Origin of the sequence: Burkholderia sp. Bp9012, assembly GCF_003853825.1 — a bacterium.
Classification (GTDB): Bacteria; Pseudomonadota; Gammaproteobacteria; order Burkholderiales; family Burkholderiaceae; genus Burkholderia; species Burkholderia diffusa.
Genome location: NZ_QTQA01000012.1, coordinates 58,275 through 78,970, shown reverse-complemented (window position 1 = coordinate 78,970; position 20,696 = coordinate 58,275). Strand labels below are relative to the sequence as shown.

Annotated in this window: 20 protein-coding genes; 7 read left to right on the top strand and 13 right to left on the bottom strand. The window is 67.4% G+C overall.

The features are described from left to right. Nucleotides 1-23: 23 nt before the first annotated feature. The 8 genes from DIE11_RS18220 to DIE11_RS18185 all read right to left on the bottom strand — a co-directional run bounded on the left by DIE11_RS18220 (nucleotide 24) and on the right by DIE11_RS18185 (nucleotide 9,216). A complete protein-coding gene (locus tag DIE11_RS18220; RefSeq protein ID WP_124626120.1) occupies nucleotides 24-1,043 on the bottom strand; it encodes an ABC transporter permease in 1,020 nt (339 codons plus the stop codon). Then, entirely contained in the window at nucleotides 1,040-2,653 is a 1,614-nt protein-coding gene (locus DIE11_RS18215; RefSeq protein WP_124626118.1) for a sugar ABC transporter ATP-binding protein, read from the bottom strand. The genes DIE11_RS18220 and DIE11_RS18215 overlap by 4 nt, the downstream gene beginning before the upstream one ends. A gap of 145 nt (nucleotides 2,654-2,798) precedes the next feature. Continuing rightward, nucleotides 2,799-3,749, bottom strand: coding sequence for a sugar ABC transporter substrate-binding protein (locus DIE11_RS18210; protein ID WP_059606671.1), 951 nt, complete (start codon nucleotides 3,747-3,749; stop codon nucleotides 2,799-2,801). A 372-nt stretch (nucleotides 3,750-4,121) separates the two neighbouring features. Beyond that, nucleotides 4,122-5,048 (bottom strand): CysB family HTH-type transcriptional regulator, encoded by a 927-nt coding sequence (locus tag DIE11_RS18205; protein ID WP_059606665.1) that lies wholly within the window; start codon nucleotides 5,046-5,048, stop codon nucleotides 4,122-4,124. A gap of 79 nt (nucleotides 5,049-5,127) precedes the next feature. Further along, entirely contained in the window at nucleotides 5,128-6,186 is a 1,059-nt protein-coding gene (locus DIE11_RS18200; RefSeq protein ID WP_059683287.1) for a sulfate/molybdate ABC transporter ATP-binding protein, read from the bottom strand. 13 nt (nucleotides 6,187-6,199) lie between these two features. Continuing rightward, on the bottom strand, nucleotides 6,200-7,150 hold the full coding sequence (gene cysW, locus DIE11_RS18195; RefSeq protein WP_124626116.1) for a sulfate ABC transporter permease subunit CysW: 951 nt from the start codon (nucleotides 7,148-7,150) through the stop codon (nucleotides 6,200-6,202). Continuing rightward, nucleotides 7,147-8,043: a sulfate ABC transporter permease subunit CysT gene (gene cysT / locus DIE11_RS18190; RefSeq protein ID WP_124626114.1), complete on the bottom strand. Its 897-nt coding sequence runs from the start codon at nucleotides 8,041-8,043 to the stop codon at nucleotides 7,147-7,149. Before cysT ends, cysW begins: the two co-directional genes overlap by 4 nt. 135 nt (nucleotides 8,044-8,178) lie before the next feature. Further along, a complete protein-coding gene (locus DIE11_RS18185; RefSeq protein ID WP_124626112.1) occupies nucleotides 8,179-9,216 on the bottom strand; it encodes a sulfate ABC transporter substrate-binding protein in 1,038 nt (345 codons plus the stop codon). Between the two features lie 264 nt (nucleotides 9,217-9,480). On the opposite strand from DIE11_RS18185, the gene lexA reads away from it, so the two are divergent. From lexA to DIE11_RS18165, 3 genes are read left to right on the top strand one after another with little or no spacing between them, the layout of a single operon-like run. Beyond that, entirely contained in the window at nucleotides 9,481-10,128 is a 648-nt protein-coding gene (gene lexA, locus DIE11_RS18175) for a transcriptional repressor LexA (RefSeq protein ID WP_059606655.1), read from the top strand. Nucleotides 10,129-10,154: 26 nt separating this feature from the next. Then, entirely contained in the window at nucleotides 10,155-10,493 is a 339-nt protein-coding gene (locus DIE11_RS18170) for a hypothetical protein (RefSeq protein WP_124626110.1), read from the top strand. Nucleotides 10,494-10,522: 29 nt separating this feature from the next. Further along, nucleotides 10,523-11,221: a DUF2939 domain-containing protein gene (locus DIE11_RS18165; protein ID WP_124626108.1), complete on the top strand. Its 699-nt coding sequence runs from the start codon at nucleotides 10,523-10,525 to the stop codon at nucleotides 11,219-11,221. Nucleotides 11,222-11,311: 90 nt separating this feature from the next. Here the strand turns inward: DIE11_RS18165 and DIE11_RS18160 are convergent, their stop codons facing one another. Then, complete coding sequence (locus tag DIE11_RS18160; RefSeq protein ID WP_044843612.1) at nucleotides 11,312-11,809, bottom strand: universal stress protein; 498 nt, start codon at nucleotides 11,807-11,809, stop codon at nucleotides 11,312-11,314. Nucleotides 11,810-12,136: 327 nt separating this feature from the next. Here DIE11_RS18160 and nodI point away from each other — a divergent pair, with 327 nt between their 5' ends. Together nodI and DIE11_RS18150 are read left to right on the top strand one after the other, a co-directional pair. Next, the gene (gene nodI, locus DIE11_RS18155) at nucleotides 12,137-13,051 is read left to right on the top strand and encodes a nodulation factor ABC transporter ATP-binding protein NodI (protein ID WP_059606650.1); all 915 of its coding nucleotides are present in this window, start codon (nucleotides 12,137-12,139) and stop codon (nucleotides 13,049-13,051) included. Between the two features lie 6 nt (nucleotides 13,052-13,057). Next, nucleotides 13,058-13,891, top strand: a complete 834-nt coding sequence (locus DIE11_RS18150; protein ID WP_124626106.1) for an ABC transporter permease — start codon at nucleotides 13,058-13,060, stop codon at nucleotides 13,889-13,891. A gap of 51 nt (nucleotides 13,892-13,942) precedes the next feature. Here DIE11_RS18150 and DIE11_RS18145 read toward each other — a convergent pair whose 3' ends face one another. The 4 genes from DIE11_RS18145 to DIE11_RS18130 all read right to left on the bottom strand — a co-directional run bounded on the left by DIE11_RS18145 (nucleotide 13,943) and on the right by DIE11_RS18130 (nucleotide 17,712). Beyond that, nucleotides 13,943-14,365 carry a hypothetical protein gene (locus DIE11_RS18145; RefSeq protein WP_059449632.1) on the bottom strand — a complete coding sequence of 141 codons (423 nt, stop codon included), beginning with the start codon at nucleotides 14,363-14,365 and terminating at the stop codon, nucleotides 13,943-13,945. Nucleotides 14,366-14,511: 146 nt separating this feature from the next. Next, nucleotides 14,512-15,570, bottom strand: a complete 1,059-nt coding sequence (locus DIE11_RS18140; protein WP_124626104.1) for a permease — start codon at nucleotides 15,568-15,570, stop codon at nucleotides 14,512-14,514. Continuing rightward, nucleotides 15,567-16,694, bottom strand: coding sequence for a tRNA 2-selenouridine(34) synthase MnmH (gene mnmH / locus DIE11_RS18135; protein WP_124626102.1), 1,128 nt, complete (start codon nucleotides 16,692-16,694; stop codon nucleotides 15,567-15,569). Before mnmH ends, DIE11_RS18140 begins: the two co-directional genes overlap by 4 nt. Nucleotides 16,695-16,758: 64 nt before the next feature. Beyond that, nucleotides 16,759-17,712 (bottom strand): LysR family transcriptional regulator, encoded by a 954-nt coding sequence (locus DIE11_RS18130; protein WP_124626100.1) that lies wholly within the window; start codon nucleotides 17,710-17,712, stop codon nucleotides 16,759-16,761. Between the two features lie 164 nt (nucleotides 17,713-17,876). Here DIE11_RS18130 and DIE11_RS18125 point away from each other — a divergent pair, with 164 nt between their 5' ends. Together DIE11_RS18125 and DIE11_RS18120 are read left to right on the top strand one after the other, a co-directional pair. Then, entirely contained in the window at nucleotides 17,877-19,298 is a 1,422-nt protein-coding gene (locus DIE11_RS18125; RefSeq protein WP_124626098.1) for a M20 family metallopeptidase, read from the top strand. 35 nt (nucleotides 19,299-19,333) lie between these two features. Further along, nucleotides 19,334-20,620 carry an MFS transporter gene (locus DIE11_RS18120; protein ID WP_124626096.1) on the top strand — a complete coding sequence of 429 codons (1,287 nt, stop codon included), beginning with the start codon at nucleotides 19,334-19,336 and terminating at the stop codon, nucleotides 20,618-20,620. Nucleotides 20,621-20,696: the final 76 nt, after the last annotated feature.

The window sequence follows — 20,696 nt, the reverse complement described above, 5'->3', positions numbered from 1 at the left end:
GGTCTGCTTTCCGTGTAGTAGTTCTATCGCGCGCGCGCGCGCCGGCTGCGATACGTGTCGAGCACGACCGCGACCACGATCACCGCCCCGGTGATGATCCGTTTGGTCGGCTCGTTCGCGCCGATCTGCGCCAGCCCCGCGGCCAGCACGGAGATGATCAACACGCCGAAGAACGTGCTGATCACCGAGCCGCGCCCGCCCATCAGGCTCGTGCCGCCGATCACGACGGCTGCGATCACCTGCAGCTCGACGCCCGCGCCCGCGTTCGGATCGGCGGCCTCGAGCCGCGAGATCTGGAACAGCGACGCGAGCCCGGCGAGCGCGCCCATCAATGCGAATACGAGGATTTTATACGGACGCGGGTTAACCCCGGCAAGCCGTACCGCCTCTTCGTTCGTGCCGATCCCGACGAGATAGCGTCCGAACACGGTGCGCGTGAGGACGAACTGTGCCGCGATCATCACCGCGACCGCGATCAGGAACGCCGGCGAGATGCCGAGCGCGATCGGATTCGACAGGAAATCGAACGCGTCGCCGATGTAGGCCGTGCGCGAATTCGTCAGCTGGTATGCGACGCCGCGCGCGGCCTCGAGCACGCCGAGCGACACGATGAACGACGGAATCCGCCAGCCGACCGTGATCGCGCCCGTCAGCGAGCCCGTCGCGGTCGCGACCGCGATCCCGATCAGCGCGGCCGGCAGCGGCCCCCACTGCCATTTCAGCGCGGCCACGCTGACCATCGACGCGGCCAGCGCGAGCACCGAGCCGACCGACAGGTCGATGCCGGCGATGATCAGCACGAAGGTCATCCCCACCGACATCACGACGAGATCGGGGATCTGGTTCGCGATCGTACTGAACGTATCGTAGGTCAGAAAATGCGAACTCAGCGCCGAGAACAGCGCGATCATCGCGGCGAGCGCGCCGGCGAGCCCGAGATAGTTCGACACGCCGAGCCGCGTGCCGGACAGCGTACGCGCGCGGCGCCCCGTCACGGTCTGCTGCGCGCCTGCGTCGCTCGGGGATACGGGAGGCTGGGTCATTGCTGTCGTCCTGTGGTCGAAGTGCCGGAAGCCGCGCGCGGCGCGCCTTCCGCATCCGGATGCCGCACGCCGTCCGGCAGCGCTTCGCGGCCGAAGCCGGCGAACGCCGCGGCCAGCAGCGCATCCTGGGTCCAGTTGCCGCGTTCGAACACGGCGGTCATGCGGCCGGCCGACATCACGCCGATCCGGTCGCAGATCAGCATCAGCTCGCGCAGGTCGCTCGATACGACCACCAGCGCACGGCCCTCGCGCGCGAGCGCGCCCATCAGCGTGTAGATCTCGAACTTGGCGCCGACGTCGATCCCGCGGGTCGGTTCGTCGAACAGCAGCACGCCCATGTCGCGCGCGAGCCAGCGGCCGATCACGACCTTCTGCTGGTTGCCGCCCGACAGTTCGCCGACCACCTGCGCGGCGCCGTGCGTGCGGATCCGCAACGCGTCGATCTGCTGCTCGGCGAGCGCCGTCTCGCGCGTCGTATCAACGATGCCGCCGCGCGCGAGCCGGTCGAGCTGGCCGAGCGACACGTTCGACGTGACCGACTGCGACAGCAGCAGCCCTTCGCCCTTGCGGTCCTCGGTGATCAGCGCGATGCCGTGCCTCACCGCGTCGACGGGCGAGCCGATGTGCGCCGGTTTCAGCGGATCGCCGACCGCGATCATCCCGGCGTCCGGCGTATCCGCGCCGTAGATCAGCCGCAGCAGCTCGGTGCGCCCCGCGCCGATCAGCCCCGAGATGCCGAAGATCTCGCCCGAGCGCACTTCGAGCGACACGTCCTGCACGGCCGTGCCGCGCGTCATGCCCGACACGACGAGTCGCGGCGCGCCGATATGGCGCGCGCCGAGATCGATGTGCTCGCCGAGCTCGCGCCCGACCATCAGCGTGACGAGCCCGTCGGACGTCGTCGCGGCCATGTCGCCGACATGCACGAGCCGGCCGTCGCGCAGCACCGCGACGCGCTCGGCGACGCGCGCGAGCTCCTCGAGCCGGTGCGAGATGTAGACGATCGCCACACCGCGCGCCTTCAGCCGGTCGATCTGCTCGAACAGCAGTTCGACCTCGCGCGCGGTCAGCATCGCGGTCGGCTCGTCGAGGATCAGCACGCGGCAGTCGCCGATCAGGTTGCGCGCGATCTCGACCATCTGCTGGTGGCCGATGCCGAGCGCGCCGACCGGCGTATCGGGGTCGACCGCATCGAGCCCGACCTGCGCCATCGCGGCACGCGCATCGTCGCGCAGCCGCGCGCGATCGATGATGCCAAAGCGCCGCGGCAGACGGTTCAGAAACAGGTTTTCGGCAACCGTCAGCGTCGGCAGCAGGTTCAGCTCCTGCATCACCATGCGCACGCCGAGCGCCTCGGCCTGCGTGCGGCTCGCCGGCGCATAGGCCTGGCCGCCGAGCTGCATCGTGCCGGTCGTCGGGTCGACGAGCCCGCCGATGATCTTCGACAGCGTGCTCTTTCCTGCGCCGTTCTCGCCCGTCAGCGCGAGCGCCTCACCCGGCGCGAGCATCAGCGTGACGTCGGCGAGCACGGGTTCGGCGTAGGTCTTGCCCACGCCGGAGACGGACAGCACGGGAACAGCTGAACGGGAGGGTTGGAAGGTCGGTTCCATCGCGATCCTGGTTGCGGCCGCGCGCACGCGGCGCGCGGGTATGACGCTCACTAGTGCATGTGCATGCAGTGGCCGTGATCGCGCTCACACCGGATAACGGCCGCCGCGCCGGATTCTTGAGGGCGGCGGCCGCACCGGCGCGGCGTCACTTCGTCACGAGATCCACCGGCGTCTCGACCACACCGGTCATGTCGGCCTGCTTGCGATGCTCGGCGATCGCCTTGAGCGCCGTGTCGATGCCGAATACGGCCTGCTTCGCCGCGTACTGGTCGGCGGTCGCGATCACGCGGCCGTCCTTCAGCATCGGCTTGATCGCGTTGATGTTGTCGTAGCCGACCACGAGCACCTTGCCCTGCTTGCCCGCCGCCCGCACGGCCGACACGGCGCCGATCGCCATGTTGTCGTTGCCGCACAGCAGCGCCCGCAGGTTCGGGTATTCGTTCAGCATCGCGGAGGCGACCGCATTGCCCTTGTCAATCTCCCATTCGCCCGACTGCACCGACACGACCTTCATCCCGCCCGCCTTCATCGCATCCTGGAAGCCGGCCGTGCGCTGCTGCGCATTGGTGGTCGTCGACACGCCTTCGATGATGCCGACCTGGTCGCCCGCCTTCAGCCGCTTGGCGAGGTAGTCGCCGATCTTGCGCGCGCCCTTGCGGTTGTCGGGGCCGACGAACGGCACGTTCAGGTTCTTCGACTTCAGCACGTCCGGATCGAGCCGGTTGTCGATGTTCACGACGATGATGCCCGCGTCGACCGCCTTCTTCACGACCGGCACGAGCGCCTTGGAGTCGGCCGGCGCGAGCACGATCGCATCGACCTTCGACACGATCATCTGCTCGACGATGCGGATCTGGTTCGCAGTGTCGGTCTCGTCCTTGATCCCGTTCGTGATCAGGTCGAACTGGCCGGCGTTGTGCTTCTGGTATTCCTTCGCGCCGTTTTCCATCGTCAGGAAGAACTCGTTGGCGAGCGACTTCATCACAAGCGCGACCTTCGGCTTGCCCGCGGATTGGGCATGGACGGCCGGTGCGGCAGCGACCGCGACGGCGGCAAGCGCGGCGGTCAGGAAGCGACGGCGAAAGCGGACATTCATACATATCTCCTGGCGACTGGCCCGACGGGCCGGACTGTTGTTTTAATGCGAGCAAACGTTTGCGCCACACTACCCGGGCATTGGCCATCGATGCTGCTTGTCGGTACCACGGAATGGAAGCGAGGCAGACGGCCGACTGCCTGGCGCGTGCTGTCGTCGACGCGCCACCGCCGGCGGGGACGCCGGCGGAGTGAGGGCTATGCTGTACCGTTTCGGGTCGACGCGCAACCCGTCTGATCAATATTTAAGGGTTTATTCGGAGCGCGCGATTGCGCGCTCCGATTGCGGCGCGTTACACCGGGTGCGGCGGCGCCGCTTCGTCGCGGCCGCCCAGCGGGGGCCTGCCGCGCCCCCGAAACATCGCTTGCTCGATCAGACCGCTTCGCGCAGCAGCCCGGCGATTTCGGCTTCGTTCAGGTGCGGCGCGAACATCTCGATCAGCCGGTATGCATACGCGCGCAGGAACGCGCCCTTGCGCAACCCGACGCGCGTCGTGCTCGCCTCGAACAGGTGCTGCGTGTCGAGCGCGACGAGCCCGGTGTCGCGTTGCGGATCGAAGGCCATCGCCGCGACGACGCCGATTCCCATCCCGAGCTCGACGTAGGTCTTGATCACGTCCGCGTCGATCGCGGTCAGCACGACGTCGGGCACGGCGCCGGCCTGCGCGAACGCCTGGTCGATGTGCGAGCGGCCCGTGAAGTCCTGGTCATACGTGATGATCGGGTACTCGGCGATTTCGTCGAGCGTCAGGTTTTCGCGGCCGACCAGCGGATGCCCCTTCGGCACGACCACCGTGTGGTGCCACGAATAGCACGGGAACGTGACGATATCCGGATAGCGATCGAGCGCCTCGGTCGAGATGCCGAGATCGGCTTCGCCGTTCAGGATCATTTGCGCGATCTGCTGCGGGCTGCCCTGGCGCAGCGCGAGATGCACCTTCGGGAACACGTCGGTGAACTGGCGGATCACCTTCGGCAGCGCATAGCGCGCCTGCGTGTGGGTCGTCGCGACGACGAGGTGGCCGCTGTCCTGGTCCGCGAACTGACGCGCGACGCGGCGCAGGTTCTCCGCATCGAGCAGCATCCGCTCGATCAGCTGGTGCACGGCCTTGCCCGGCTCCGTGAGCCCCGTGAGCCGCTTGCCGCGCCGGATGAAGATGTCGACGCCCAGTTCATCCTCGAGATCCTTGATCTGCTTCGACACGCCCGACTGCGACGTGTACAGCACGTTAGCGACTTCCGTCAGGTTCATGTTCTGGCGCACGGCTTCGCGCACGAAACGCAATTGCTGAAAATTCATGGGTATGCCTCTTGGGCTGTCGTTGTTCGAATGTGATCCGGAGCGGTATCCGCCCTCTTCTCATTACCGGGTATGGGCGTCAGTGTGCGGGAAATACGCGAACCGCGCGCGGCACGGCCGTCGCGCCGTCGCCGACCTGCAGCGCGAGCGCACGCCACGCATCGCGATCGAGCTCCGCTTCGAGCGCGCCGCCCGTGCGCGCCTCGAGTTCGACCCGCACCGAGCCGCCGAGCGGGATCACGCGGCGCACGTCCACCGCGATGCCGTCCCGATGCCCTTCGCCTGCCGGCCAAAGCTGCAGGTCGTGCGGCCGCACGTACGCGTTCGCGGGGCCCGCGAAGTCGGCGTCGACCTCGATCGGCGCAGCGGCGCCCTCGGCGACGAAACCGCGCCCGGCGACCGTGCCCGGCAGCCGGTTCGCCGCGCCGAGAAACTCGTAGACGAACGCGCTTTGCGGATGGTCGTACACATCCTGCGGGCTGCCGACCTGCTCGACGTGACCGCGGTTCAGCACGACGATCCGGTCGGCCACTTCCAGCGCTTCCTCCTGGTCGTGCGTGACGAAAATCGTCGAGATGTGCAGGTCGTCGTGCAGGCGGCGCAGCCAGCCGCGCAGTTCCTTGCGTACCTTCGCGTCAAGCGCGCCGAACGGCTCGTCGAGCAGCAACACCTTCGGCTCGACCGCGAGCGCGCGGGCCAGCGCGATCCGCTGGCGCTGGCCGCCCGACAGCTCGGACGGATAGCGCTGCGCGAGCCAGTCGAGCTGCACGAGCTTCAGCAGTTCGTGCACCTTGTCGCGGATCACGGCCTCCGACGGCCGCTCGCGGCGCGGCTTCACGCGCAGCCCGAACGCGACGTTCTCGAACACGGTCATGTGGCGGAACAGCGCGTAATGCTGGAACACGAAGCCGACCTGGCGATCGCGCGCGCCGACCGACGCGACGTCGAGCCCCTGCAGCACGACCTGGCCGGCGTCCGCGTGCTCGAGGCCCGCGATCACGCGCAGCAGCGTGGTCTTGCCGCAGCCGGACGGCCCGAGCAGCGCGACGAGCTCGCCCGGCGGAAAGTCGAGCGATACGTTGTCGAGCGCGGTGAAATCGCCGAAGCGCTTCTGAAGGTGACGGACGGTGATACCCATTCTGGTTGCCTCTTTACGATTTCGACGAAATGGCGGCGGCGGGGCCGGCATGAGCGGGAACGTCGTCGCGTGCGCCGGCCAGTTCGGCGGCGAGGTGACGTTCGGCGAGCAGCTTCAGCGCGAGCGTGACGAGCGCGAGCAGCGCCAGCACCGACGCCACCGCGAACGCCGCCGCGAAGTTGTATTCGTTGTACAGGATCTCGACGTGCAGCGGCATCGTGTCGGTCACGCCGCGAATGTGGCCGGACACGACCGACACCGCACCGAATTCGCCCATCGCCCGCGCATTGCACAGGATCACGCCGTACAGCAGGCCCCACTTCACGTTCGGCAGCGTCACGCGCCGGAAGATCTGCCAGCCCGACGCGCCGAGCACGCGCGCGGCCTCTTCCTCGTCGGTGCCCTGAGCCTGCATCAGCGGGATCAGCTCGCGCGCGACGAACGGGAACGTGACGAAGATCGTCGCGAGCACGATGCCCGGCACCGCGAAGATGATCTGCACGTCGTGATCCTGCAGCCACGGCCCGAGCCAGCCCTGCGCGCCGAACAGCAGTACGTAGACGAGACCCGAGATCACCGGCGACACGGAGAACGGCAGGTCGATCAGCGTGGTCAGCAACGCCTTGCCGCGGAATTCGAACTTCGCGATCGCCCACGATGCGCATACGCCGAACACGAGGTTCAACGGCACCGCGATCACGGCGACGGTCAGCGTCAGCTTGATCGCCGACCACGCGTCGGGATCGGCGAGCGATTCGAGATAGAAGCCGACGCCCTTGCGCAGCGCCTCGAAGAACACCGCGGCGAGCGGCACGACGAGGAAGAACGCGAGGAACGCCAGCGCGACGCCGATCAGCAGCCAGCGCACGGCGCGCGGCTCGCTGACGGGGTCGAGCCGATTCGAGGCACGGCCTTGCACGGCCGACGGCGGGGTTTTCAGCACGACGGTGGCCTCCTGGTTCATTGCTGGCCTCCTGTTGCGGCGGCGACGGTGACGGTCGCCGGCGCGGGGCCGCTCGCGCCCTTGCTCGTGCGGCGTTGCAGATACCACTGCAGCGAGTTGATCAGCAGCAGCATCAGGAACGACACGACCAGCATCACGACCGCCAGCGCGGTCGCGCCCGCATAGTCGTACTGCTCGAGCTTCGTGATGATCAGCAGCGACGTGATCTCTGATTTCATTGGCACGTTGCCGGCGATGAAGATGACCGACCCGTACTCGCCGAGCGCGCGCGCGAACGCCAGCGCGAAGCCGGTGAGCAGCGCCGGCAGCACGGCCGGCAGCACGACGCGGCGGAACGTCAGCCAGCGCGATGCGCCGAGGCACGCGGCGGCCTCTTCCTGCTCGCGCTCGAAATCCTCGAGCACCGGCTGCACGGTGCGCACGACGAACGGCAGCCCGATGAAGGTCAGCGCCACCAGCACGCCAACCGGCGTGAACGCGATCTTGATGCCGAACGGCGCGAGATACTGGCCGACCCAGCCGTTGGTCGCATAGACGGCGGCAAGCGAGATGCCGGCGACCGACGTCGGCAGCGCGAACGGCAGGTCGACGATCGCATCGACGAGGCGCTTGAACGGGAACGTGTAGCGCACGAGCACCCACGCGACGAGAAAGCCGAACACGGCGTTGATCAATGCGCCGCCGAGCGCGGCGGAGAACGTCAGCCGGTACGACGCGAGCACGCGCGGCGACGTGACGGCGGTGACGAACTGGTCCCACGACAGCGTCGCGGTCTTCATGAACGTGGCGGCGAGCGGAATCAGCACCACGAGGCTCAAATAGGCCACCGTGATGCCGAGCGTCACGCCGAAACCGGGCAGCGCGCTCGGCTTGCGAAAGGTGTACGTCGTCATCGGATGCTCTTGCTGGGTCGATGCTGCTCATGGGTCCGACGCAAACCGCCGGCGCGATGCATTGCGCCGGCGGCCCGTCGGGGATGCGGCGCGCTCTCGTGGCGCGCCGCTGTCGTTATGGCTTGCTGCGTCGCGTTACTGCGGCTTGTAGATCGAATCGAACACACCGCCGTCCGCGAAATGCGTCTTCTGCGCATTCGTCCAGCCGCCGAACGTGTCGTCGACCGTGTACAGCTTCAGCTTCGGGAACTGCTTCGTCAGCTCCGCCGGCACGTTCTTCGAACGCGGCCGGTAGTAGTTGCGCGCCGCGATCTCCTGGCCCTGCGGGCTGTACAGGAAGTTCAGGTACGCGTCGGCCAGCTTGCGCGTGCCCTTCTTGTCCACCACCTTGTCGACCACCGCGACGGGCGGCTCGGCCAGGATGCTCACGGACGGCACGACGATCTCGAACTTGTCGGTACCGAATTCCTTGACCGACAGGAATGCCTCGTTTTCCCATGCGATCAGCACGTCGCCGATTCCGCGCTGAACGAAGCTCGTCGTCGCGCCTCGCGCGCCGGAATCGAGCACGCCCGCGTTCTTGTACAGCTTCGTGACGAATTCCTTCGCCGTCTGCTCGTTGCCGCCCGGCTTGTGCACCGCATACGCCCACGCGGCCAGGTAGTTCCAGCGCGCGCCGCCCGACGTCTTCGGGTTCGGCGTGACGATCGAGACGCCCGGCCTGGTCAGGTCGTCCCAGTCCTTGATCCCCTTCGGATTGCCCTTGCGCACGAGGAACACGATCGTCGACGTGTACGGCGATGCGTTGTCGGGCAGGCGCTTCTGCCAGTCCTTGTTGACAAGTCCCTTGTTGGCGAGCGCGTCGATGTCGTAGGCGAGCGCAAGCGTCACGACGTCGGCCTGCAGGCCGTCGAGCACCGAGCGCGCCTGCGCGCCCGAGCCGCCGTGCGACTGCTTGAAGTTGACGGTCTCGCCCGTCTTCGCCTTCCACTCCTTGCCGAACGCCTGATTGAAGTCCTGATACAGCTCACGCGTCGGGTCGTAGGACACGTTCAGGAACGTCACATCGGCCTGGGCGTGCGTCGCGACGCCCAGCGCCGCCGCCGCGCCCAGCGCGAGTGTTGCGATCAGGCGGCCCGCTCCGCCCACCAGCCCCGTATTGCGCTTGCCCATCCTTGGTTCTCCAGTGTTGTCTGTATTGCGATGTCGGGCCAGTCTAACGAACGGGTTACATGATTAAAAATAATCGTTCTTCATTTTTTAATACTCAAAAGTGCTAACGCAGACGGGACGGACGGTTGCGGCAGACAAACCGGCGTCCGGACGTCGCGAAATCGCGCCGGAACCGGCGTGATCGCGTCGAACCTCAAGTAACACTTGAAATTCGCGAAGTACTGTATAAAAATACAGCTCACTGTCTATCCATACAGTTCAGCCATGACCAAACTCACCGCCCGTCAGCAGCAAGTGTTCGACTTGATCCGCCGCGCGATCGAGCGCTCCGGTTTCCCGCCCACGCGCGCCGAAATTGCGGCAGAGCTGGGTTTCAGCTCGCCGAACGCGGCCGAGGAACACCTCCGTGCGCTGGCGCGCAAGGGCGTGATCGAGCTGGCCGCCGGCGCGTCGCGCGGCATCCGCCTGCTCGGCATCGACGACGCCCCGCACCAGTTCACGCTGCCGCACGCCGGCCTGATGCAACTGTCGCTGCCGCTCGTCGGCCGCGTCGCGGCCGGTAGCCCGATCCTCGCGCAGGAGCACATCTCGCATCATTACGCGTGCGATCCCGCGCTGTTCACCAGCAAGCCCGATTACCTGCTGAAGGTGCGTGGCCTGTCGATGCGCGACGCCGGCATTCTCGACGGCGACCTCCTCGCCGTGCAAAAGCGCACGGAAGCGAAGGACGGCCAGATCATCGTCGCGCGTCTCGGCGACGACGTCACGGTCAAGCGCCTGATGCGCCGGCCCGGCGGCCTCGAACTGATCGCGGAGAACCCGGATTACGAAAATATCTTCGTCAAGGCCGGCAGCGCGGAGTTCGCGCTGGAAGGCATCGCCGTCGGGCTGATCCGCTCGGGCGAACTCTGACAATCGGTCTCGCTGAGGAGAACATCATGGAACGCCTTTCCCGTCTGCTGCCTTTCCGTCAATTCGGCCGCCTGCGTCACCTGCGCGGTCGCACCCCCTGCGCGCCGCTGTCAGCCTCGGCGCCCGTGGTGAGCCAAGAAGTCGCAGTTGAACGGCAGGCGTCGCTGCTGCCGTCAGCACTTCCCGCATTCGCGCGGGTCTCGCTGAACGCCGGCCTGAATCACGCGGAACCGGCGCGCCGTGCGCCCGTGCGCGTCTATCACGGCCGGTCGCGCCTGATCATGGTCGGGACGATCGATGCCGTGTGCCGGATGATCGATCGCTGCATCGCCGAGGAACGATCGGCCAAGCACGGCGGTCTCTGATTGCGGAACGTGTCCGCACCGGAGGCATCGTGACTGGATCTTCGGGCCGCGCGTGGCGGCTCAAGCCATTGCTGATCGTCGTGCTGGCCATCGCCGTCCTGGCGGCGATCGGTTATGCGTACGCATCGCCGTACGTCGCGCTCGGTCGCCTGAAATCGGCGATCGATGCGCGCGATGCGCAAGCGGTCAGCGAGTATGTCGATTTTCCGTCGCTGCGCATCAGCCTGAAGCAGCAGGTCACGGAAGAGTTGATGCGCCGAATCGACGCAGTGAAGAAAGACAATCCGTTCGCGGTGATTGGCGCGCTGATCGGATCTGCGTTGATCGGCCCCCTGGTCGATGCCTATGCGACACCGGAAGGTGTAGCGGCGCTGATGAGCGGCATTCCCCCGCGCGGCAATCCGGGCGAACGACCGCCCGAATGGTCGGGCCCGCCGTCAGGCGCTGCGCCCGACAATGCACCGGCCGCGCCGCCGGTCAATCCGGCGAGCGCCCCCGTGCCGGCCAGCAATGCCACCGCCTCCGCCGCATCGGCGCCAGCCACCGCACCCGCACCGGCCAGCCCCGGCGAGGCGACCCATCCGCGGCAAACGAGCGCCGGCTACCGGAATATCGATGAATTTGTCGTGACCTACCAGCGCAGCGCGGACGGCACGCGCTATGCGGCAATCTTCCACCGCTTCGGCTTGTTTTCGTGGAAGCTGTCCGCGATCGACCTGCACGCCTGAGCGGCCGCAATCGGCGTGGATGCCGCTAGCGGCACTGCGCGCGACCGGCGCGAATCGCGATACGACCCGGCCGGCCACACAATCGTTGCGTCACTTGCCGCTCGCGGTGGCCGCTTCGCGTTCGCGTGCGATCTCGGCCTTTTGCTCTTCCGCCGACGAACATGCGACCAGAATGCTGCAGTTCACGCGATCGAGCAGTTGCGTGTTGCCCGAACCCATCCACCATCTCGACAACCCGCTGCGGCACCGATGGCCGACGACGACGAGGTCGGCCTTCAATTCCGTCGCGAGGTTCGCGATTTCGTCGATCGGATAACCGAATGCGAAATGGCCTTCGGCCTGAACACCGCGCTCGCGCAGCCAGTTCACACCTTCCTGCAGTATCTCGCGCGCCGTTTCCTCGAAGCGGCCGCACGCGACGTCGGTCAGCAGCCCTGCGCTTTGCGCGATGCTCGAGCGCATGTCGACGACCGACAGCAAATGCGTTTCCGCCTTCAGGTCCAGCGCAAGATTGGCACCGCACCGCAATGCCTTGCGTCCTTCGAGCGTGCCGTCGTAGCAAAGCAGAATCTTGTTGTAGCTAGCCATGAGACCTCCCTGTCGCGACTTCGTACCCTATGCACTCATCATGGTGCGCCGCAATTCCGGACGCAAGGGATGGAAAACGCTGATTCGCCACGCGGGGCGCGTCGGCGATGATGCGGTGCACGATCCGTGCGCGCATGCACCGTGTCGCGCGAGCCTGCCCTGAAGAGACGCAGCCGATGCACTAGAATGGCCCGTCCGTGCCGTCGACGCGCGTTCGCCTCGGTCATGCCCATGTGACACGCATTCACCCGACCCGTTCGCCGGCCGGCATGCCCGTCCGACCGGCCGCGAAACGCGTCCGCGTCCGCTTACAACGACAACCTGCCCATGTCCGTTGCACCGATCGATTTCCGGAACGTCGAAAAGCGCTATGGCGACAAGCTCGTCGTCAACGATCTGTCCTTCCACGTGCAGGCCGGCGAATGCTATGGCCTGCTCGGGCCGAACGGCGCCGGCAAGACCACGACGCTGAAGATGCTGCTCGGCCTCGCGTATCCCGACGCCGGCACCATTTCACTTTGCGGCGAGCCGGTTCCGTCACGCGCACGGCATGCGCGCCAGCGCGTCGGTGTCGTCCCGCAGTTCGACAACCTCGACCCCGACTTCACGGTCCGCGAGAACCTGCTCGTGTTCAGCCGCTATTTCGGCATGTCGGCACACGCCGCACGCGCGCTCGTGCAACCACTGCTCGAATTCGCGAAGCTGGAAAACAAGGCGGATGCGAAGGTCGGCGAATTGTCGGGCGGCATGAAGCGCCGTCTGACGCTCGCACGCGCGCTCGTCAACGATCCCGACGTGCTGGTGCTCGACGAGCCGACGACGGGCCTCGATCCGCAGGCGCGGCACCTGATGTGGGAGCGGTTGCGGTCGCTGCTCGCCCGCGGCAAGACGATCCTGATCACCACGCATTTCATGGAAGAAGCGGAGCGCCTGTGCGACCGGCTGTGCGTGATCGAGGAAGGCCGCAAGATCGCCGAAGGCGCGCCGCACGCGCTGATCGAATCGGAGATCGGCTGCGACGTGATCGAGATCTACGGACTCGACCCGGTCGCGCTGCGCGACGAACTGGCGCCGTTCGCGAAGCACACCGAGATCAGCGGCGAGACGCTGTTCTGCTACGTGACCGATCCCGAGCCGCTCAGTGCGCGACTCAAGGGTCGCACGGGGTTGCGTTATCTGCACCGTCCGGCCAATCTGGAGGACGTGTTCCTGCGGCTCACGGGCCGCGAAATGCAGGACTGATCGATCATGGACGTACGCAACTATTCCGCCGCCGCGCCGTCCGCACCGCCACGCGAATCACGATTCGCGATCGCGCTGCCCGCAAATGCCACCAACTGGATTGCCGTGTGGCGACGCAACTACCTCGTGTGGCGCAAGCTCGCGCTCGCCTCGCTGTTCGGCAATCTCGCCGATCCGATGATCTACCTGTTCGGGCTGGGGTTCGGACTCGGCCTGATGCTCGGCCACGTCGACGGTGTGTCGTATATCGCGTTCCTCGCGGCCGGCACGGTCAGTTCGAGCGTGATGATGTCCGCGAGCTTCGAATCGATGTATTCGGGCTTCTCGCGAATGCACGTGCAGCGCACCTGGGAAGCGATCATGCACACGCCGCTCGCGCTGGGCGACATCGTGCTCGGGGAGATTGTCTGGGGCGCGAGCAAGGCGCTGCTGTCGGGCGTCGCGATCATGCTCGTCGCGGGACTGCTCGGCTATGCGCGGTTTCCGTCGATGCTCGCGGCACTGCCCGTGATCGCACTCGCCGGCCTCGCGTTCGCGAGCACGGCGATGATCGTCACCGCGCTCGCGCCGTCCTACGACTTCTTCATGTTCTATCAGACGCTCGTGCTGACGCCAATGCTGCTGCTGTCGGGCGTGTTCTTCCCGATCACGCAGTTGCCGCCGGTCGCACAGCACGCGGCACACATGCTGCCGCTCGCGAACGCGGTCGAACTCATCCGCCCCGCGATGCTCGGCCGGCCGGCGACGGACATCGGCCTGCATCTCGCGGTGCTCGCCGGCTATGCGGTCGGCGGATTCGTGGTCTCCGCGTGGCTGTTCCGGCGGCGGATGATGCGCTGACGGCCGGCGCGCACGGCGCCCGCTCGATGCTGCGATGAAATGGCGACGACGTTACTCGTCGTCGTCGCTCCACGGGATCTCGACGTCGGTCAGGAATGCGACGGTCGCCAGCGGGCCGCCTTCGTGGCGACCGAGCTTGCCGTCAGCGCGGTGCCATTCGACGCGGAACTGCGTTCCCGGATCGTCGGCGACGAGATAGACCGCGCGCAGCTCTTCCGCGTCGGCCTCGTCGACCGGACCGTCGAACGACACCAGCATCTTCTGCGGCCACAGGCCGTTCACCGGATCGTAAATGCGGTCGCCTTGCGGAATGTCGATGCTGGCCTCGACGCCGATCGTGGCGGAGGCTTCGATGATCATCGTGCCGAGCGCGTTCAGCACGGCAGTCGCCCGCGCGGAATTGGCCTGGCGGATCGCGAGATCGCCGCGCGTCAGCGCCTTTTCGAGTCGAGGATGAATCTTCGGTTGGGTCATGCGTTTTCCTGTTTGCTTCTTGTAAAGGGCACCGCACGCGTGAAGCGGCGGCGCCGGATGAATACGGCCGTCGCACGGCGGGATCGGTCGGCGCGCGGCACGGCAGCCATCGCGCAGGCCCGCTCGCCTTCCCGCCCGCGTGTCCGTCAGAACCCGAACGCGATCGCGAGCAGCCCGCTCACGATCCCGAACACGACGACGAGGCCCGTGACGATCGCCAGCATGTAGGGCTTGAACGAACGCGCGAGCATCGCGAGCGACGGCACGCTGATCGGCGGCAACGTCATCAGCAGCGCGGCAGCCGGGCCGACGCCCATGCCGAGCGACAGCATCGCCTGGATGATCGGCACCTCGCCGGCCGTCGGGATCACGAACAAGGTGCCCGCGACCGCGAACGCGATGATCCAGCCGAGATGATTGCCGATGTCCGGGCCGATATGCGGGAACAGCCACGCGCGCGCCGCGCCGAGCAGCAGCACGAGCACGATGTATTCGGGCACGAGCCGCACGGCCATGCGTGCGAGCAGCTTCATCCAGCGGACGAACGGATTGCCCGCGGCGGCCTGCTCGGCTGCCAGCGCGGCGAGTTGCGCGTCGTCGACGCTGCGATCCTCGGGGCGCGCGACACGGTTCAGCAGATAGCCGATCCCGAATACCATCGCGACGCCGAGCACGAGCCGCAGCGCGCTCCAGTGCCAGCCGAGCACGAAGCCCATGAACACCAGCGCGGCCGGATTCAGGACCGTGTTGCCGAGCCAGAACGCGACCGCGCCGCCCGGCGACGCGTGCCGCGCGCGCAGGCCCGCGACGACCGGCGCCGCGCAGCACGTGCACATCATGCCGGGCAGCGAAAGCAGGCCGCCCGCGGCGACGCTGCCGAAGCCCGTGCGGCCGAGCGCACGCGCAACCCAGTGCGCCGGCAGCAGCGCCTGCACGGCCGAACCGAGCAGCAGGCCGAGCACCATGGCCTGCCAGATCGCCTTGCCGTACGCCCACGCGTAGTCGAGCGCCGCCTTCAGCGACGGCTCGGGAGCGCTCGCCGACGTGCCCATCAGGATCGACTGGCCGATCGAATGATGCTCGGCGGCGACGAACGCCTTGTTGTAATACGGGAACCATTTCACGTAGAACAGTCCCGCGACCGCGATCAGCAGGAAGGTCATCCAGCCGAGCGCTGGACTGGGTTGAGGGCGTGTGGTCGTCATCGTGTGGTGGTCGTAGGGTTGTTGTCGGTGTCGGCTCGCGCCGCCATGCCGGCAGCGGGCGATGCCGGCAGCCCGGCCAGCGCGAGCGCGTCGAGCAGCGCGCGCGCCTGCTGGCGCCCGTCGGCCGCATTCGGCCGGAACGTGAACGTCAGCACGCGGTTCGGTTTGTCGTACGACGAACGATAGGTGCGTGCATACGCAGGATCGTAATGCTTGTCGATCAGCGTACGGAACAGTTCGGTGCGCTCGTTCGCGTCGATCAGCGCGTTCCAGCGCGCGACCTCTTCACGGCTATGCAGGCCGATCAGTCGATCGAGCTGCGACTTGAACGTGGCCGGTTCATCGAACAGATGGGCGTAGTCTTCGAGCAGGAAAGCGATCCGTTCGTCATGCGCCGCCTCGACCTGCACCCACGGCCCCGCGCGAAACGCGTCCAGCAACGCGAGCGGCAGCTGCACGAGCCCGATCTTGCGGCTTTCCGATTCGACGAACACGGGCCAAGCGGGGTCGAAACGCTCGAGCGTACCGACGAGCCCCGAATCGAAGGACTTCTGCGTCGGCTGCGGCACACCCGGCAGCGCACCGAGCAGCGAGCCACGGTGACACGCGAGCGCCTCGAGATCGAGCGTCTGTGCCTCTTCGTCGCGCAGCGCGTTCAGGAGCCGCGTCTTTCCGCAGCCCGTGTGACCGACGAGCACGATGTAGCGAAACCGGGTCGGCAACGTATCGAGCGTCGCGCACACCGAGCGGCGGTAAGCCTTGTACCCGCCTTCGAGTTGGCGCGCCTGCCAGCCGATCAGGTTGAACCAGGTCGTCATCGAACCCGAACGCTTGCCGCCGCGCCAGCAGTAGATCAACGGTCGCCAGTTGCGCGGACGGTCGGCGAACGTGGTGTCGAGATGGCGCGCGATGTTGCGCGCGACCATCGCCGCGCCGACGCGCGTCGCTTCGTACGGCGACACCTGACGGTACATCGTGCCGACGATCACGCGCTCCTCGTTGCTGAGCACGGGCGCGTTCATCGCGCCGGGAATATGGTCCTCGGCGAACTCGAGCGGCGTGCGCACGTCGATGATCTCGTCGAACTCGCCAGCGCGATCGAGGGTGACAATCAGGTTCTTCAATTTGGCGTCGAACAGGGGCGATGCGGCTCGGCGAGCCGCACGGGAATGGAAGGCGGATTCGCGATTATCTCATGCCCGGGCGTCTCGGGCCGCGCACGGCAACCGGCGGGGGCGATGCGCTGCTCATCACGTCGATCAGATGGTCGCGAAACGCGCGCACCGACGCGGGAAGATCGCGCCCCGCCATGGTCTGCACCTGGATGCTGCGCTCACGCAACTGGGGATTCGTGACGGGCACGGCGACGAAGCCGTCCGCGTCGAAACGGTCCCGCACCGACAGCAGCCCCGTGAACATCACGGCGCCGGTACGCTGCGCGTAGCGATACATCACCGCGGTGTTGTTGCTGGTCAGTTCCGGCTCGAGCATGAGCCCGTCGAGCACGCACGCGATGTCGATCAGCTGGCGCACCGTCGTGCCGGCCTCGGGCAGCACATGCGGGTGCCGCGCGACATCGGCGAGCGACACCGAATCGCGCGCCGCGAGCGGATGGTCGCGCAGCACGAGCGCGAAGACCGGCGCACGCTCCGTGTGTTCGACGCGCACGCCCTGCTCCGGCGCGAGGCTGAACGTCAGCCCGATGTCTGCATCGCCGTCGCGCACGCGCCGTGTCGCCTCCGCCGGCGACACGACCCACACCGAGAAATCGACGCCCGGGTGGCGCGCCTTGAAGCTTGCCAGCACGCCTGGCAGGAAGTCGATCGCGAACCCCTCCGAGCAGGCGACCTTCAACAGGCTGCCGTGCAGCGCCTCCAGCCCGCCGATTTCCTTCATCACATGCTCGGCCTCCAGCAGGCTACGCTGCGCGAAGCCCAGCAGCCGTTCGCCGGCCTCCGACAACGCCATCCCGCGCGGCCGGCGCTCGAACAGCGGCGCGCCGAGCTCGCTCTCGAGCTTCGCGATCTGCCGGCTGATCGCCGAGACGGCCACGTGCAGCCTCGTGGATGCGTCGCTGATCGACCCGGTGCGCGCGACTTCGACGAAATACCGCAACGCAAGACCATGCAGGAAAACCGCCATCGTTCTGTCCCCGGGCCCGTCGTCCAGGCCGCTCCGCTTTGCCTTTTCGGCAAAGAAATGTTCGAAATTCGATCATTGTGACAAAAAAAACGGCTTTCTAGAATCGATCGCACTCCGGGCCGTGCGCGCCGCGCCCGCCGGAAAACCGATACAGGAGACACGTCTTGAGCCGTACCGCCGCCATCCAGCACGCGCTGAACCAGTTCGAATCGGGCGCGGTCTTCGCGACCCTGAGCCGCCGCGTCGGCCTGCGCACCGAAAGCCAGGACAGCGGCTCGAGCGCCGCGCTGCGCGCCTACCTGACCGACGAGATCGCGCCGGAGGCCACGCGTCTGGGTTTCACGTCGCGCATCATCGAGAACCCCGTCGATGGCGGCGGCCCGTTCCTGCTGGCGTCGCGCCACGAGGACGACGCGCTGCCGACCGTGCTCGTCTACGGTCACGGCGACGTCGTGCGCGGCTACGACGCGCAATGGCGCGCGCCGCTGTCGCCGTGGACGTTGACCGTCGCCGGCGATCGCTGGTACGGCCGCGGCAGTGCCGACAACAAGGGTCAGCACACGATCAACCTGGCCGCGCTGGCGAGCGTGCTCGACGCGCGGGGCGGCCGGCTCGGCTTCAACGCGAAGCTGCTGATCGAGATGGGCGAGGAAACGGGGTCTCCGGGCCTCGACGCGCTGTGCCGCCAGGAGCGCGACGCGCTCGCGGCCGACGTGCTGATCGCGTCCGACGGACCGCGCGTCACCGCCGAACGTCCGACCGTGTTCCTCGGCTCGCGCGGCTCCGTCAACTTCAAGCTCAGCCTGCGCGCACGCGACGGCGGCCATCACTCGGGCAACTGGGGCGGCCTGCTGCGCAACCCGGCGACCGTGCTCGCGAATGCGCTCGCGAGCCTCGTCGACGCGCGCGGCGCGATCCGTGTCGCCGGGCTACGCCCGCCGCCGATCCCGGCCGCCGTGCGCGCCGCGCTCGCCGACCTGTCCGTCGGCGGCGGCCCCGGCGATCCGGCGCTCGACGCCGACTGGGGCGAGCCGGGCCTCTCCGCCGCCGAGCGCGTGTTCGGCTGGAACACGTTCGAAATTCTCGCGTTCAAGGCCGGCAATCCCGACCATCCGGTCAATGCGATTCCGCCCGTCGCATACGCGCACTGCCAGTTGCGTTTCGTGGTCGGCACTGACTGGCAAGCGCTGCATGCGCACCTGCGCGCGCATCTCGATGCGCACGGCTTCAGCGACATCGAGATCGACGTCGAACGTGGCGCGCCGGCGACGCGCCTGTCGCCGGACGATCCGTGGGTCCATTGGGCTGTCGCGTCGCTCGCGCGCACGACCGGCAAGAAGCCCGCGATCCTGCCAAACCTCGGCGGCACGCTGCCAAACGAAGTATTCGCCGATACGCTGGGGCTGCCGACGCTGTGGGTGCCGCACTCGTATCCGGCGTGCTCGCAGCACGCGCCCGACGAGCACTTGCTCGCGAGCGTCGTGCGCGAGGGACTGCAGATGATGGCCGGCCTCTTCTGGGATCTCGGCGAGGCCGCGCCGCCTGTTCGCCACGCGGCACCCGCCGCGGCCGGCGCCGCCCTGTAACGCGCTTTGCCCCTTTCTCGGGACCTGCTCACACGATGAATACGACCACCCTGACCTCGCAGGACGCCGCGCGACCCAGCGCCGCGAAGATCCGGCGCATCATCTTCGCCGCGTCGATCGGCAATGCGCTCGAATGGTTCGACCTGATCGTCTACGGCTTTTTCGCGGTGACGATCGCCAAGCTGTTCTTCCCCGCGACGAGCGAGGCGACGTCGCTGCTGCTCACGCTCGGCACGTTCGGGCTGTCCTACCTGATCCGGCCGATCGGCGGCTTCGTGCTCGGCGCCTACGCGGACCGCGCGGGCCGCAAGGCGTCGCTGCTGCTGTCGATCGGGATGATGATGGCCGGCACGCTGCTGATCGCGCTGATGCCGACCTATGCATCGATCGGCATCCTCGCACCGCTCGGGATCATGCTGTCGCGGCTGATGCAGGGCTTTTCCGCCGGCGGCGAATTCGCGAGCTCGACCGCGTTCCTCGTCGAACACGCGCCGCAGCGGCGTGGCTTCATGTCGAGCTGGCAGTTCGCGAGCCAGGGCCTCGCGACGCTACTGGCATCGGGCTTCGGTGCGCTGCTGACATCGACGCTGAGCGTCGCGCAACTCGAAAGCTGGGGGTGGCGCGTGCCGTTCCTGTTCGGTCTCGCGATCGGCCCGGTGGGGCTCTACATCCGCCGCTACGTCGACGAGGGGATCGAGTTCAAAACGCAGGCGCGCTCCGAAGCACCCGTGCGCGAGCTGTTCGCGGACCAGAAGATGCGCGTGCTGCTGTCGATCGGGGTGCTCGTGATCTCGACCGCGATCAACTACATGGTGCTGTACATGCCGACGTATGCGATCAAACAGCTCGGACTGCCCGCGTCGACGGGCTTCGCGGCGACGCTCGCGACCGGCTTCGTGCTGACGCTCGTCACGCCGCTGGTCGGCCATCTGTCCGATCGCACCGGGCGGATCCGCGTGATGGTGGCGGCAGCCTTGCTGATGCTCGCCACCGTATGGCCGACGTTCGCGTGGCTCACGCATCACGCGTCGTTCGCGACGATGCTCGCGGCGCTGATCTGGATCGGGCTGCTGAAGGCGACGTACTGCGGCGCGCTGCCGGCGCTGATGGCCGAACTGTTTCCGTCGCAGACCCGCGCGACCGGCCTCGCCGTCAGCTACAACACGGGCGTCACGCTGTTCGGCGGCTTCGCGCCGTTCGTGATCACGTGGCTGATCAGCGCAACCGGCAACCGGCTGTCGCCGGCGCTGTACCTGATGGGTTGCGCGGTGCTGAGTCTCGTCGCACTGATGGTCGCGCGCACGCGGCTCGGGATGCGCTGAGCCCGCTCACGAAGGAAACCACGGCGCGGCAATGCGCGCCGGGCGCGGCGCGGTCCGTCGCGGCACCGTGCCGCGC